General features: G+C 41.5%; 16 protein-coding genes. 4 read left to right on the top strand and 12 right to left on the bottom strand.

What is annotated here, in order from left to right; all coding sequences use genetic code 11:
- The first annotated feature begins 1 nt into the window (after window position 1).
- Both ACTG7X_RS00475 and ACTG7X_RS00470 read left to right on the top strand, forming a co-directional pair.
- Entirely contained in the window at window positions 2–772 is a 771-nt protein-coding gene (locus ACTG7X_RS00475) for a Nif3-like dinuclear metal center hexameric protein (protein WP_439256607.1), read from the top strand.
- Window positions 769–1,383: a histidine phosphatase family protein gene (locus ACTG7X_RS00470; RefSeq protein ID WP_439256606.1), complete on the top strand. Its 615-nt coding sequence runs from the start codon at window positions 769–771 to the stop codon at window positions 1,381–1,383. The genes ACTG7X_RS00475 and ACTG7X_RS00470 overlap by 4 nt, the downstream gene beginning before the upstream one ends.
- A 15-nt stretch (window positions 1,384–1,398) precedes the next feature.
- On the opposite strand, the gene ACTG7X_RS00465 is transcribed toward ACTG7X_RS00470, so the two are convergent.
- Window positions 1,399–1,644, bottom strand: a complete 246-nt coding sequence (locus ACTG7X_RS00465) for a BrnA antitoxin family protein (RefSeq protein WP_439241312.1) — start codon at window positions 1,642–1,644, stop codon at window positions 1,399–1,401.
- Window positions 1,604–1,828, bottom strand: coding sequence for a BrnT family toxin (locus ACTG7X_RS00460; protein WP_439256863.1), 225 nt, complete (start codon window positions 1,826–1,828; stop codon window positions 1,604–1,606). The genes ACTG7X_RS00465 and ACTG7X_RS00460 overlap by 41 nt, the downstream gene beginning before the upstream one ends.
- A gap of 463 nt (window positions 1,829–2,291) precedes the next feature.
- Here ACTG7X_RS00460 and ACTG7X_RS00455 point away from each other — a divergent pair, with 463 nt between their 5' ends.
- Both ACTG7X_RS00455 and rnb read left to right on the top strand, forming a co-directional pair.
- Window positions 2,292–3,080, top strand: a complete 789-nt coding sequence (locus ACTG7X_RS00455) for an enoyl-ACP reductase FabI (RefSeq protein WP_439241320.1) — start codon at window positions 2,292–2,294, stop codon at window positions 3,078–3,080.
- Window positions 3,081–3,255: 175 nt separating this feature from the next.
- A complete protein-coding gene (rnb, locus tag ACTG7X_RS00450; RefSeq protein WP_439256605.1) occupies window positions 3,256–5,238 on the top strand; it encodes an exoribonuclease II in 1,983 nt (660 codons plus the stop codon).
- A 74-nt stretch (window positions 5,239–5,312) separates the two neighbouring features.
- On the opposite strand, the gene ACTG7X_RS00445 is transcribed toward rnb, so the two are convergent.
- The 10 genes from ACTG7X_RS00445 to murG form a co-directional block, all read right to left on the bottom strand.
- Window positions 5,313–5,585 carry an NGK_0946 family protein gene (locus ACTG7X_RS00445; RefSeq protein ID WP_439256604.1) on the bottom strand — a complete coding sequence of 91 codons (273 nt, stop codon included), beginning with the start codon at window positions 5,583–5,585 and terminating at the stop codon, window positions 5,313–5,315.
- A gap of 15 nt (window positions 5,586–5,600) precedes the next feature.
- On the bottom strand, window positions 5,601–5,879 hold the full coding sequence (locus tag ACTG7X_RS00440; RefSeq protein ID WP_439256603.1) for a hypothetical protein: 279 nt from the start codon (window positions 5,877–5,879) through the stop codon (window positions 5,601–5,603).
- 175 nt (window positions 5,880–6,054) lie between these two features.
- Entirely contained in the window at window positions 6,055–7,212 is a 1,158-nt protein-coding gene (pheA, locus tag ACTG7X_RS00435) for a prephenate dehydratase (RefSeq protein ID WP_439256602.1), read from the bottom strand.
- 148 nt (window positions 7,213–7,360) lie between these two features.
- Window positions 7,361–8,278 carry a UDP-3-O-acyl-N-acetylglucosamine deacetylase gene (lpxC, locus tag ACTG7X_RS00430; protein WP_439256601.1) on the bottom strand — a complete coding sequence of 306 codons (918 nt, stop codon included), beginning with the start codon at window positions 8,276–8,278 and terminating at the stop codon, window positions 7,361–7,363.
- A 39-nt stretch (window positions 8,279–8,317) separates the two neighbouring features.
- Window positions 8,318–9,514 carry a cell division protein FtsZ gene (ftsZ, locus tag ACTG7X_RS00425; RefSeq protein ID WP_439256862.1) on the bottom strand — a complete coding sequence of 399 codons (1,197 nt, stop codon included), beginning with the start codon at window positions 9,512–9,514 and terminating at the stop codon, window positions 8,318–8,320.
- 87 nt (window positions 9,515–9,601) lie between these two features.
- The gene (gene ftsA, locus ACTG7X_RS00420; RefSeq protein WP_439256600.1) at window positions 9,602–10,894 is read right to left on the bottom strand and encodes a cell division protein FtsA; all 1,293 of its coding nucleotides are present in this window, start codon (window positions 10,892–10,894) and stop codon (window positions 9,602–9,604) included.
- Between the two features lie 21 nt (window positions 10,895–10,915).
- Window positions 10,916–11,686, bottom strand: coding sequence for a cell division protein FtsQ/DivIB (locus tag ACTG7X_RS00415; protein ID WP_439256599.1), 771 nt, complete (start codon window positions 11,684–11,686; stop codon window positions 10,916–10,918).
- 18 nt (window positions 11,687–11,704) lie between these two features.
- Window positions 11,705–12,667, bottom strand: coding sequence for a D-alanine--D-alanine ligase (locus ACTG7X_RS00410; protein WP_439256597.1), 963 nt, complete (start codon window positions 12,665–12,667; stop codon window positions 11,705–11,707).
- Window positions 12,668–12,696: 29 nt separating this feature from the next.
- Window positions 12,697–14,124, bottom strand: a complete 1,428-nt coding sequence (murC, locus tag ACTG7X_RS00405; RefSeq protein WP_439256596.1) for a UDP-N-acetylmuramate--L-alanine ligase — start codon at window positions 14,122–14,124, stop codon at window positions 12,697–12,699.
- A gap of 94 nt (window positions 14,125–14,218) precedes the next feature.
- Window positions 14,219–15,301 (bottom strand): undecaprenyldiphospho-muramoylpentapeptide beta-N-acetylglucosaminyltransferase, encoded by a 1,083-nt coding sequence (gene murG / locus ACTG7X_RS00400; RefSeq protein ID WP_439256595.1) that lies wholly within the window; start codon window positions 15,299–15,301, stop codon window positions 14,219–14,221.
- Window positions 15,302–15,313: the final 12 nt, after the last annotated feature.

The following is a 15,313-nucleotide window of genomic DNA, read 5'->3' as shown; positions in this document are numbered from 1 at the left end:
AATGAATAATATTCAATTAGAACAATGGATTAACCAAAAATTAAATGCACAAGCCATTAATGACTATGCCCCGAATGGATTACAAGTGGAAGGCAAAGCGGAAATCAAAAAAATCATCACAGGCGTCACCGCTAGCCTTGCCTTAATTGATTATGCCATTCAACAACAAGCCGGTGCCATTTTGGTGCATCATGGCTATTTTTGGAAAAGCGAAAATCCTTGTATTCGGGGCATGAAAGGCGAACGGATTAAACGCTTGTTAGTCAATGACATCAATTTATATGGCTATCATTTACCGTTGGATATTCACCCTGAATTGGGCAATAACGCCTTATTAGCTAAATCGCTCGGCATTGACAATTTACAACCGTTGGAACAAGGTTCAACCAGTATTCCAATGTGGGGCATGTTGCATGAACCGGTTTCCGTACAAGATTTTCAACAACGTATTGCTGAAGTATTAGGTAAAAAACCGATCACCTGTGATGTGGAAAAATTTAACCCAAATGCACCGCACTTTATCCAAAAAATCGGTATTTGTACGGGTGGCGGTCAAGGCTACATTGATTTGGCTTACGCACAAGGCTGTGATGCCTTTATCAGCGGTGAAATTTCCGAACAAACCACCCATTCTGCAAGAGAACAAGGCATTCATTATTTCGCCTGCGGACATCACGCCACGGAACGTTGCGGAATCCAAGCCTTAGGCGAATGGTTAGCGTCTGAATATAGTTTGGATGTAGAATTTGTGGATATTGATAATCCAGCATGATGAAAACCATTTATTTAATTCGTCATGCGGAAAGTCTTGCCAATTCAGGAGCCAAAAGTTTACCCGATCGGGACATTCCATTAAGCGAACAAGGACAAAGACAGGCTCAGAGAGTCATTCCACATTTACCACTGAGCCAACATGTGTTTACTTCTGAATTTGTACGCACCCAACAAACGGCACAGCCCTATTTACAACATTATCAATTAACCGCACAAATTCTGCCCGATCTGAACGAATTTTCTTACTTGCCTTTGAGCTTAATTGACGGACTCAATGGCGAACAACGTCGCCCCATTAGCCAAGCCTACTGGCAACGAGCCAATCCCTTAGAAAAGTGCGGTGAAAATACGGATAGTTTTGCCGAATTTAATCAACGTATTGAGCATTTTCTGCATAAAGCCAAGACATTACCCGATCAAAGTTTGTGTTTTACACACGGTATTTGGATCGCCTTATTGGTCTGGCGACTGCTAGGTTTTTCAGCCAATACGAGCGAAGATATGCAAAAATTCCGCCAATTCCAACCGCACTTACCAATGCCGAATACAGCTATTTGGCGATTGAATTTGAGTACGGAACAAACTTGGCAAATCAGCTCATTTACGTAATCATGTTGTGATAAGCTACAACAAACTGCTCCGCAAAATATGATTGACTCTGGTCTGCCAACCTGCCCCCGAGTTTTTAAGATAATCGACAACTTCTTTATCTAAACGAATTGATATAGCCACTTTAGTTTGGGCTGATTTTGGGCGACCACGGCGAATCAGTTTGTCACCTTGGTATAAATCCGCTTGCTCAAAATACGCATCATCCAATTCTGGTGCCTCATCTAAGATGCTGTTCATATTTTCTAATTTCTCGCTCATTGGCTTTCCTCATTGAAATAATGCGTCTATGGGTAGGACGAATTGAATTTGGACGATATGTCCATACAACCACCACCATTTTCGCTGACTTTAATCTCCCAATAGAGATATAACGTGTTTCACCGTAATCTTGCCTTGTATCTTCCAAGGTAAAGTGCTGTCCTGCAAAGATTTCATTTGCCATAGCAAAGTCAAGCTCTCTTTCGAGTAGCGTTATCTCTCGTTTTTTGGGATCAAATTCAATTTTCAATTGATTATAACTCACAATTTATGTATATACAATAATTAATAGATATTTTAATCCTAGCAAAAGAGTAAAAACAACGCCACTTTTCACCGCAGTTTTTGGAATCAAGATCACAAAAACAAAGAAAATTAGGGCAGATTTAACACATAATGTAAACCAAAAAAGTTGATAAATCATACGATTAGTTTTCTTGCTCAACCCGCAATGCGAGCTTTATTTCTTTCCTTGCTCAATCGAAAATTGCTTTCAGTAAAAGGATTAACTTATTCCGCCTTAGGATTAGGTGCCATTTATCTGTTAAATAATAAAAATAAATAATTCTCAGGTCAGCTTTGCGTTATGGCCTTTTTGCCTTATACTAAGCACAATTTTTACTAATCAACAATTATAGGATTTCAAAATGGGTTTCTTAACAGGTAAACGAATTTTAGTCACTGGTCTTGCTAGCAATCGTTCTATTGCTTACGGTATTGCTAAGGCCATGAAAGCACAAGGTGCTGAATTAGCATTCACGTATTTAAACGATAAATTACAACCTCGTGTAGAAGAATTTGCCAAAGAATTTGGTTCAAATATTGTTCTGCCATTAGATGTTGCCACAGATGAAAGTATTCAACATTGCTTTGCTGAATTAAGCAAAACATGGGAAAAATTTGACGGTTTTGTGCATGCTATTGCATTCGCACCAGGTGATCAATTAGACGGTGACTATGTCAATGCAGCGACTCGTGATGGTTATCGCATTGCACATGATATTAGTGCATACAGTTTTGTCGCTATGGCACAAGCGGCTCGTCCGTTCTTAACTGAAAATGCTGCCTTATTAACCCTATCTTATTTAGGGGCAGAACGTGCTATTCCAAACTACAATGTGATGTGTTTAGCCAAAGCCTCATTAGAAGCGGCAACTCGTGTGATGGCAGCCGATTTAGGTAAACAAGGGATTCGTGTTAACGCCATTTCCGCCGGTCCAATCCGTACCCTTGCGGCATCAGGCATTAAGAACTTCAAAAAAATGTTATCCGCTTTCGAAAATACGGCCGCATTACGTCGTACCGTAACCATTGATGATGTGGGTAATTCAGCCGCATTCTTATGTTCTGACTTAGCCTCTGGTGTCACAGGCGAAATTTTGCATGTTGACGCTGGCTTTAGTATCACCGCCATGGGCGAATTAGGCGAAGAATAATTCACCAAATCCCCTCTCCCTCTGGGAGAGGGCTAGGGTGAGGGTAAATCAGCGTCATTCAACCCTCACCTCCCGAAAATTTCTACGAAATTTTCTCCGTCCTCTCCCACAGGGAGAGGCTGTAAAGGTTATCCTCTCCCTAAGTGAGAGGATTTTTATCTATAAGAAGAAAAAAATGTTCCAAAACAACCCCCTACTCTCCCAACTCAAACAACAACTTCACGATAGCAAAGTACGTGTGGAAGGCACGGTAAAAGGTACGGATAAAGCCTATGGCTTTCTCGAAACCGATAAAGAAACCTTTTTTATCGCACCACCCGAGATGAAAAAAGTCGTACACGGCGACAAAATTAAAGCTGTGATCGAAGAAGTGGGCGACAAAAAGCAAGCGGTTCCCGAAGAATTAGTGGAAACCATGCTCACCCGATTTATTGCTAAAGTGCGGTTTAATAAAGACAATAAATTACAAGTATTAGTAGATCACCCGAATATTAATCAGCCGATCGGTGCCGTTCAATTAAAAACTGTACCCGAACAATTAAAAGAGGGCGACTGGGTGGTAGCAACCCTTAAAACCCACCCCTTACGTGATGATCGTTTTTTATTTGCTCAGATCAGCGAATTTATTTGCCGTGCAGAAGATGAATTTGCCCCATGGTGGGTGACGTTGGCACGTCATCAACAATCACGACATCCGGTGCAAGGGCAAGATCAGTATGAAATGCTTGATCAACAAACTCGTGAAGATTTGACCGTACTTCATTTTGTCACCATTGACAGCGAAAGCACGCAGGATATGGATGATGCCTTATATATCGAAAAAATCGAACAAAATAATGCACAAACAGGTTGGCGTTTAGTGGTCGCTATTGCCGATCCAACGGCCTATATTGATGTCAATTCACAAATTGAAAAAGATGCCAAACAACGCTGTTTCACTAACTATTTACCAGGCTTTAACATTCCTATGTTGCCACGTGAATTGTCCGACGATCTTTGTTCGTTAATGCCCAATGAAACTCGCCCAGCTTTAGTTTGTTATATTGAAACCGATCTTAAGGGAGAAATCACCAATCAACCTTATTTTGTTTCTGCTTATATCCAATCTAAAGCAAAACTGGCTTATAATAAGGTGTCCGATTATTTGGAACAACAGCCTAATGCGTGGCAACCTGAAACCACCCAAATCGCCGAACAAGTCAACAATTTACACCAATTTGCGTTGGCTCGTATGCAATGGCGTAAAACGCACGGTTTATTATTTAAAGAAAAACCTGATTACAGCTTTGTATTAGCCGATAATGGTCATGTTCTGGAAATTAAAGCTGAACACCGCCGTATTGCTAATCAAATCGTGGAAGAATCCATGATTATTGCCAATATTTGTGCGGCACATTATCTTGATGAACAAACTCAAACAGGGATTTTCAATGTGCATAAAGGCTTTGATACGAAATTCCTTGCCAATGCCCATCATTTCTTGATGGCAAATTTTGCCAATGATGAAAATCGTGCGGAATTGGAACAACGTTATTCACCAGAAAATTTAAGTACGCTCAGTGGCTATTGCCAAATGCGACACGACATTGAACCCTTTGACGGTGATTATTACGAATTCCGCTTACGCCGTTTCTTAACCTTTGCCGAATTTAAAGCCGAATTAGCACCGCACTTTGGCTTAGGATTAAGCGGTTACGCAACATGGACATCACCGATTCGTAAATATTCCGACATGGTCAACCACCGTTTAATCAAAGCGGCGATAGCCAAACAAGGCAACTATCAAAAACCGTCTGATGAAATTTTGGCACGCCTACAAGAAGCACGCCGTCAAAATCGCTTAGTCGAACGAGATATTGCCGATTGGTTATATTGCCGTTATCTTAATGAAAAAGTAGCAGAAAAACCACAATTTGAGGCAGAAGTGCAAGATGTCATGCGTGGCGGTTTACGTGTGCAACTGTTAGAAAATGGGGCAAGCGTGTTTATTCCAGCCTCGACCATTCACCCGAATAAAGAGGAAATGGAAGTCAATTCTGATGAAATTGCCTTATATATTAACGGGGAACGTCGTTATAAAATTGGCGATATCGTCAATATGCAATTAAACGAAGTGAAAGAGGAAACACGAAGTTTGATCGGGGAACTGATTCTCTAAATAAAAAATCCGCCTCCTAAGCTATCGGAAAGTCTTCCGTTTTTTAGGGGGCGGAGGCTATCAAAAAATAATAACTAAAAACCAAATACACCACGAATAGAATTAATCGCACCCACCGCAGATTGTACTGCAGAAGAACCTTGGCGAATCGTTTCCGAATAGCCCTGCGCTTTTGCGGCTTGAGCTTGTGCTTCTTCTACTTCATTCGCTCGTTGTTTGTGATATTGATCTATTTCGGCTTGTGTTACACGAGAGGAATTCACTCCTCTTGAGGCATTAATCTCACCGCTCCCTGCACAGGCCGTTAATAAAGTAATTGAACTAACTAATACCAATACTTTTTTCATAGAATGTCCCTTTTGTTAATAAAGAATTTGGATAGATTGTTTACTACGATTTTCATAAGCCTTATTAATGGCTTTTGCCTCATTCATTTGCATTTCACCAAGATCTTGAATACTGTCCTTACGTTTTTGACGTGTATCTTTATAATCTTGTTGCTCCATGGCGCGGATTTCTGCCCGTCGCTGTGCAATTGCCGCGTCACTTTCAGCGCTTTGTTGAGGTAAATACATTGAGCTTAAGGAAGAACAGCCACACAGCAATAATCCTAAGCTGACTATAACGCATTTCTTATTCATAACACTCCTTATTAGATTGAACTTAAATCTTCCCTATTGTAAAAAAAAAAAAATAATGTCAAGCAAGTAAAAAAAGATTTTTTTGAAAAATTTTAATCAAAATAGGATGAAGATATAAAAAAACTGCGGTGAAAATCACCACAGTTTCTTCAATTAAGTAAAAAGGAGAAAAGATCTAGGCTGAAACAGGTTTCACAATCTCACTTGGATAACAGCCCAATACTTTTAAAAAGGTGCTGTATTGTTTTAATTCTTCCAACACTTGCTGAGTATTCGGATGATGAATATTGGCCTCAATTTCCAAATAAAACATTTCTTCCCAAGGTGTACCATAAATCGGGCGAGATTCAAGTTTGGTCATATTAATTTGGTGTTTCTTAAACACATACAAGGCGTCCACCAACGCCCCCGCTTGTTGGCCGGTGGTCATTAATAACAGGGTTTTACTGGCAATTTGTGGTGAAACCGATAAAGGTTCTTTCGCTAGTACAATAAAACGGGTGATATTATTGGGTTGATTGGCAATATCCGTTTTTAATACTCGCAAACCATATAAATGACCACCATCTTCATTGCCCAAGGCGGCAATATTCGGTTTATTCAAACTAGCGACTAATTCCATGGCATGCGAGCTACTTTCACAGTATTCAATATGCACACGATCCAAACTACGAATGAATTGGCTACATTGTTGAATGACTTGCGGGTGACTATATAGCGTGTCAATTTGGCTAAGATCTTGCTGTTCATTCACCAACACACAATGTTTAATCGGATAAGCAAGTTCGCCCACCAAAGAAAGATCAGTGTGTTGTAATAAATCATACACATCATTAATGGATCCTGATGTGGTGTTTTCTAACGGCAATACGCCGAGATCTGCCTCGCCCGCTTTGACTTTGTCAAACACCTGTTCAAAGGTGCTACAACTTAATTCAACTAGCTGCTCTTGATAACGTGTGGCATAATTGCGAGCGGCCAAATGGGAATAAGATCCTCGCTTACCTAAAAACGCAATATGAATACTCTGCTCACGTTGTTGGTTGAGTTTTTTCTGTAAATAAACCTGTTGTGTTACTACCGAATCTTCAATAATCCGTTGAAAAATTTGCATAATGTACTGTGATTCCAACTGATAATTTTGGCTTTCGGCAAATTTGACTAATTCTTGTAATAAGATTTGCTCACGTTCTTCATCACGTAAGGGCTTTTGGGTAATTTCTTTGCTCCGCACCACATCAAACGCCAAACGATGACGTTCCGATAACAATTTTAGTAAACTACGGTCAATTTGGGTAATTTGCTGACGAATTTCGGTTAAATCCTGTGCCATAAAATAACAATATCCTGTAAGAAAAATAAGGGTCTGATGAATTTCAACAGACCCGATTATAGCATAGGGCTAAGATATTTTTGCTAAAATCTAAATGATAGAGACAAAAAAACCATACTTATAAAGTATGGCTTTTTGATAACCTGAATTAAATCAGCACTTGCTGGGTGGCCATATAACCTTGCGGCACCGTTTGTTTATCCTCAAAAGTCACAAACTCCCAAGCCTCTTGATCATCTAATAAGGCACGTAATAATTTATTATTTAAACCGTGACCAGATTTATAGGCACTAAATGCCCCAATCAGGTTGTGACCGCACATATATAAATCACCGATAGAGTCCAACATTTTATGACGCACTAATTCATCTTGAAAACGTAACCCATCTTCGTTTAATACACGGTAATTATCTAGCACAATGGCGTTATCCAAACTACCACCTAAGGCTAACCCTTGAGATTGGAGATACTCAATATCTTTCATAAAAGCAAAGGTTCTGGCTCGGCTAATTTGATGCACAAAATTTTGTGCAGAAAAATCTAGCTGATAATGGCTTAATCTTTTCGGAATCGCTGGATGATTAAAATCAATGGTGAAATCTAAATGGAACCCACGATAAGGTTTGATTTCTGCCCATTTATCACCCTCCTCTACTCGTACGGTTTTCTTCACACGAATAAATTTTTTCGCTGCATTTTGTTCTTCAATGCCAGCGTCTAATAATAAATAGATGAACGGACTGGCACTGCCATCCATAATTGGAATTTCAGGCGCGTCCACTTCAATAATCACATTATCAAGCCCTAATCCCGCCAATGCGGCATTAAGATGTTCAACGGTGGAAATACGCACACCTTGATCATTTACTAAACACGTACAAAGCATGGTATCTTTTACCGCTTTTGCATCAGCAGGGAAACTGACAGGTGGATTTAGATCGGTACGACAATAAATCACCCCTGTATTTACCGTCGCTGGACGTAAATGCAAAGTCACTTTATTACCGCTGTGTAATCCTACACCCGTTACCTTGATACTTTGTTTTAATGTTCTTTGTTTAATCATATTTTTCTCAAGCTGTTACAAATTGCCTTCGCATTTGTTTTAGTTATTTGTACCGCGTAAAAATGCTGGAACAAAAGCATTACCATTCAATTGCGTTGGACGAGCTGGTTCTGGTGCAACTTGTGGAGCAACTTCGCTTGCAATCGCAGGCTCTACTGCCACTTTAGGTTGAACCACTGGTGACAACGGAGCAACATCGTCATCACTGCCAATTCCCGTAGCCACAATAGTCACTCTGATTTCATCTGCCATTTCTGGAATAAAACTTGTACCAATTACCCTTGTTGCATCTGGTGAAGCAAATTCATCAATCACGTTACCTACCGCATCAAATTCAGTTAAGCCTAAATCCATACCAGCTGCAACGTTAACCAAAATACCTTTAGCTCCCACTAAATTAACATCTTCTAATAATGGACTCGCAATGGCTTTTTTAGCGGCCTCTTCCGCACGGCCTTCATCTGGGGCACCACGAACAGTCGCAGATCCCATCATCGCACGTCCCATTTCCGACATAACTGTACGCACATCGGCGAAGTCCACGTTAATAAAACCTGGGGTGGTAATCATATCTGAAATACCTGTTACCGCATTGCGTAAAATATCATTTACTTCGGCAAAGGCATTTAACAAAGAAATGTTTTTACCCAATACTTTAATTAATTTTTCATTCGGAATCGTAATCAAAGAATCTACATATTTAGATAATTCTTTAATCCCTAATTCCGCAAATGTCATTCGTTTTTTGCCTTCAAAAGGGAAAGGTTTTGTCACCACAGCGACCGTCAAAATACCTAATTCTTTTGCCACCTGAGCCACGACTGGAGCTGCACCTGTCCCAGTACCACCACCCATACCAGCAGCGATAAAGACCATATCTGCCCCTTCTAACATAGCACGAATGGCTTCTTGGTCATCTTCTGCGGCTTTACGACCCACATTTGGGTTCGCACCTGCACCTAAACCACGGGTAGTTTGAGCACCAATCTGAATAGTCTGCTGAACTTTACTTTTACGCAAAGCCTGTGCATCCGTATTCACAGAATAGAAAATAATATCACCATTACTATTGCTTGCGAGCGTTTCTTGTCCAACAAGGCTGGCATCTGAACCATTATTCAGTAGACAATCTACCATGTGATTCACGGCATTACCGCCACCGCCACCCACACCAACTACTTTAATCAGTGTGCGACCGATTTCATCATCAAAATCATATTGTACAGGTGCATACATTTCCATTATATTCTCCGAGGGTGCTAAAGAGGTATAGCACATAATATTCTAAAATTCCTTCTATTGTAGCCGAAAATGGCTGAATTATCAAAACTCCGAGCCCACTTTCTTGACAATTTTTTTCATTCCACCCCAAATTGAGCCTAAAATGCTCCCTTCAGAGGCTAAACCACTCATTAATGGCATGGTTTCATCATCATTATGGTGACTATATTGTAATAAACCGATCACGGTGGCATATTGTGGTTTATTCACATAATCCGTTAATCCGGTAATATTTAATGGATGACCCACGCGCACGTGGAAACCAAAAATCTCGGTGGCACATTTTGCCACATCTTCCATATTGGCCCCGCCTCCAGTTAATACAATACCAGCAATCAAATCTGCTTTGACGTCTTTTCTTATGAGGTCTTGACGCAAATTATCTAATTCATTTTTTACCACTAACAACAAATCACGATAGCATTTTGCTGTCACATCAACGATTTGCGCTTTAGTAAAGGTACGCGCAGGCGTTCCGCCTAATCCTGCTACTTCGACCTTTTTCTTGGCAAAATGTTCCACTAAATCTTCGCTCGGATTGACCGCACTTCCGTAGTTGATCTTAATATTTTCCGCCTCGTGGCGTGAAGTCGTAAGGCTTTGCGCGACAAAATCAGTAATATCATTACCGCCATACGGCACCACTTTGCTATAACGTAATGCCCCATTAGTATACACCATGATATCCATGGAACCCGCACCGAAATCAATCAAGCAAACGCCCAAGTCTTTTTCATCTTCCGTCAGCACCGAATAACTTGAGGCCAAACCAGAAAACACCACTTGATCCACTTTTAAACCACATTGTTCCACGGCTTTTTGCAAATTACTTAACCAAGCCTGATGACAGCCAATTAAATGCGCTTGTGCTTTTAATCGCATGCCTTGCAAGCCAAGTGGATTTTTTATATTTTGTTGTTGATCCACGGCATATTCTTGTGGAATGACATGTAATAAAGACAGGCCCTCAGGTAGCTTAACCGAACTGGCCGTGTGCATGGCAGAATCAATTTCTTCTTGCGTGACTTCATTATTCGCAATCGGCTCCAGCCCACTATCATTCAGACTTTGAATATGCTTACCCGTAATGGCTAAGGTCACCGACATAATTCGACAATCTGCCACGGCTTCGGCATTTTCAATCGCGCGTTGAATAGACTTCACTACCGCAGAAAGATCCGTGATACTGCCTTTGTCAATGCCTTTCGACGGACAACTGCCATAACCTAATACATTCACCACGCCATCAGGTAATACTTCGCCGACCACAGCAACCACTTTAGACGTGCCAACCTCTAATCCTACAATCGTTTTTGATTCTACCATTTTTGCCATTTTCATCACTTCGCTGTTTGTTTAATTGACATCAGTAAAGTTCACTGCTGCACCTACGTTATATCTTAAATCGACATAATTAATTTTTTTATGTTCAGGCACGTCAATTTGTGGGTAAATTGTCACAAAACGATCAATCTTACTTTTCCACTCTCCACGCCCTAATTTTAAGATAATGTCATTATCTAACATCACTTCCCAAGCCCCGCGTTCATTGACCGCTAAGGTTTTTATGTTTAAATTTTTTGCTTTTAAATCCTTATAGATTTTATGCCAAGCCGCTAGCACTTCGGGGCCTTGATAATCCAGCCCAAATAACTGGGGCATATCCGTATTTTTCAGTTTATCCACCGGTAAACTAAACACGGTACCATCCGCGGTCAAAAATTGATTTTCATTCCAGTATGCGACGGGAATATATTCCGTGACCAAAATACTTAAACGATCTGGCCAAATTTTCCGCACCAACGCCCCTTTAATCCAAGGCATAGACTGAATTTTTTCACGTACCGCATTGACATCTTGGCCAAAAAAACCTTTCAGTTGTCCCATTTGCAGAATTTGATCACGAATATCCGAATTCGTCGTATATTGTGGCGTTCCCAGCAATGCAAACGCACTGATTGGCTTATCATCTAATTTTTCTAACCAAGACTGCCAGTTCGTATACGTATAATATAGCAAACCTAAGCACAATAGCAAAAGCATTGGCTTAATCTGAATTAAATTTTTCAGATCAAACGCTGGCAATTTGGCTGTTTTCTGCTTTTGTTTGTATCTAATGACAGACATACTTCATTCCAATTCAAATTAATACATCACCATTGGATCTTGAGATAAATCCGCCCATAATGCTGTATGCAAAATCTTACCTACTAAATCTTCAAAAGAATAGCCTACACTCGCTGCTGATTTCGGGAACAAGCTATGGCTTGTCATGCCGGGGGTGGTATTGACTTCCACCAAGCGGAAATTACCTTGGCTATCAGTCATCACATCAATACGGCTCCAACCCTGACAGCCCACGGCGTCATAAGCTCGTTTCACCAAGCTACGCAATGCTTCCCAACGTTCATCTGACATTGGCATTGGGCAAATATATTGGGTGTTATCGGAAATATATTTGGCATTATAATCGTAAAATTCACCGTCTGGGATAATTTGCACCGCTGGTAAGACTTCGCCGTCTAACACCGGCACGGTCAATTCATCACCAGACAGCCATTCTTCAATTAATACCGTATCATCATGTTGTAGTGCTAATTCTACTGCAGCTTTTAACTCTTCCACCTCTTTAACTTTAGTCAAGCCGACGCTGGATCCTTCACGTGAAGGTTTTACCATTAATGGCAAGCCAAGACGATCTACCACGGCTTGCGGATTAAGCGAAACCGCGGTATTTTTTGTGACAATTTCCATATCCGCAATGGGTAAGCCAAAGCCTTTCCACAACATTTTGGTCCGCATTTTATCCATGGTTAAAGCGGAAGTCATCACACCACAACCGGTATAACGCAAGCCGATTTGTTCCAATACACCTTGAATCACGCCATCTTCCCCGCCTCGACCATGCAAAATATTGAACGCACAAGCAAAGCCCTGTTTTTTTAAATTAGCCACGTCATCGGTTTTCGGATCAACAGGGTGAGCGTCATAGCCTAGATTGCGTAAGGCTTGCAACACCGCTGCCCCTGAGTTTAACGACACATCTCGTTCGGCGGAGGTACCGCCCATTAAGACGGCAATTCTGATTTCATGTGGTGCTGGTATCATCTTCTTTTTCCTTTTCTTTTATCTTTTTCTTATTTTGTCCATAATTCAACAAGCTGACGAGAGAGCTTGCTTACATTGCCCGCCCCTTGAGCTAAAATTAAATCACCGTCTTGGATAATTTGATCCATGATTTCCGGTAATTGGCTATGATCGGCCACAAAAATCGGGTCTACTTTACCTAAATTGCGAATGGAGCGCGCCAATGATCGACTATCTGCCCCTGCAATCGGTTGTTCGCCGGCGGCATACACATCAAGCAATACCAACACGTCCACTTGCGACAACACTTGCACAAAGTCATCAAATAAATCACGGGTACGAGAATAGCGGTGCGGTTGGAAAATCATCACCACCCGTTTATTCTCCCAACCCGAACGAGCCGCTTGAATGGTCACGCCCACTTCTGTTGGGTGATGACCGTAATCATCCACTAACATCACTTTACCATTCGGACGAATAAACTCACCGAGTTGGTCAAAACGACGTCCCGCCCCTTGGAAATCCGCCAATGCGGCTAAAATCGCCTCATTGCTAATGCCTTCTTCTTTGGCAACCACTAAGGCGGCCGTGGCATTTAAGGCATTATGTTTTCCCGGCACATTGAGCAATACATTAATCCGCTCACCCGTTGGGGTAATCACATCATAATGGCCTTGGAAACCGGTTTGTTCATAATTTTCAATACGGTAATCGGCACTCTCACTAAAACCGTAGGTAATCACTTGACGCCCCACTTGTGGCACCAATTCCATCAGTACCGAATCATCTGCACACATCACCGATAAACCATAAAACGGCAAATTATGTAAAAAATTCACATAAGTGCGTTTCATTTCTTCAAAGTCACCGTTATAGGTTTCCATGTGGTCTGGTTCAATATTGGTCACCACCGATACCATAGGTTGCAAATGCAAGAACGACGCATCACTTTCATCGGCTTCGGCAATTAAATAACGGCTGGCGCCCAAATAAGCATTGGTTCCCGCAGATTTGACCAAACCGCCATTAACGAAAGTCGGGTCTAATCCGGCTTGGGTATAAATCATTGATACCATGGCTGTTGTGGTGGTTTTTCCGTGTGTTCCGGCAATGGCAATACCATGACGGAAACGCATAATTTCCGCCAACATTTGCGCGCGTTGAATCACGGGGATTCGTTTTTCACGTGCGGCCACGACTTCCACATTATCCGCTTTAATCGCACTAGATACCACCACTACGCTGGCATCTTGCACATTTTCTGCTTGATGAGAAAAATAAATTTTTGCCCCTAAAGAAATTAAACGATTTGTCACCGCACTTTCGGCAATATCCGATCCTGTGACAGCATAGCCCTCGTTTAACAATACTTCCGCAATACCGCCCATACCGGCGCCACCAATGCCAACAAAATGAATTTGTTTTACTCGCCGCATACTTGGCACCGTTTGTCTAATTTTTTCTTGTCGTAATGTCATTTATTTTCTCGCTTTTATTCTACTTTTACGCTGTTCATTATTACCCACTGAGCCATCCCCTCTCCCTCTGGGAGAGGGCTAGGGTGAGGGTAAACTAATTCGCATTTTGCATAATCACTTCTGCTACTCTCTGAGCAGACAACGGCGTCGCTTTAGATTTGGCTTGAATACCCATTTCTTTTAATTTAGGCAAATCTAACTGATTGATTAAGTCAACTAATTTATCGGCCGTCAAATCTACTTGCTCAATAATATAAGCCGCATTTGCATCTGCTAAATATTTTGCATTTAAATATTGTTGACGATCCTTATGTTGGAATGGCACAAAAATCGCTGGCGTACCCACCGCAGCTAATTCACACACGGTCAAGGCACCCGAGCGACAAATCACCAAATCCGCCCACGCATAGGCCTCTGCCATATTATCAATAAATTCTGTAATTTTCACCGCACTTCGCACATTTTCTGGATAAAGTGCGGTCACATTTTCCACCGAACCCGCCCCCACTTGATGACGAACCTCTAATTTATCCGCCAACTGAGCGACTACTTGTGGTAGCGTTTGATTTAACACTCTCGCCCCTTGGCTACCGCCGACCACTAACACACGCAATTTGCCGTCATGTTCATTCCAACGGTCTACAAAATGCTGTTCCGGTGAGGGCATTTGAAATAGATCGGCACGAACAGGGTTGCCGACCACTTCGGCATCAGGAAATGCGGTTGGAAAGGCTTGTAATACGGCTTTCGCCATCTTCGCTAACCATTTATTGGTCAGTCCTGCCACGGCATTTTGTTCATGTAAAATCACGGGTACACCACAAAGTTTAGCCGCAATGCCACCTGGGCCTGACACATAACCACCCATGCCTAACACAGCATGCGGTTGATAATCCTGAATAATTTTTTTCGCTTGTAACACCGCTTTGGTGATCGCAAAAGGTGCTTTTAACAATGCCCCAATGCCTTTGCCACGTAAACCAGAAATTTGAATAAATTTAATCGGAATACCATGTTTCGGGACAAGTTGGGCCTCCATGCGGTCAGCGGTACCTAACCAACAAATTTCCCAACCTTGTTGCTGTAAATATTGTGCCACGGCAATGGCAGGAAACACATGACCGCCCGTACCACCGGCCATCACCAATAATCGTTTTTTTTCGTTTTGTTGTTCCATATAACCTAATTT

Source organism: Lonepinella sp. BR2271, from assembly GCF_051851515.1.
Taxonomy (GTDB): Bacteria; Pseudomonadota; Gammaproteobacteria; order Enterobacterales; family Pasteurellaceae; genus Lonepinella.
The sequence above is the reverse complement of the archived record's forward strand: the minus strand, read 5'-3'. Positions and strand labels throughout refer to the sequence as shown.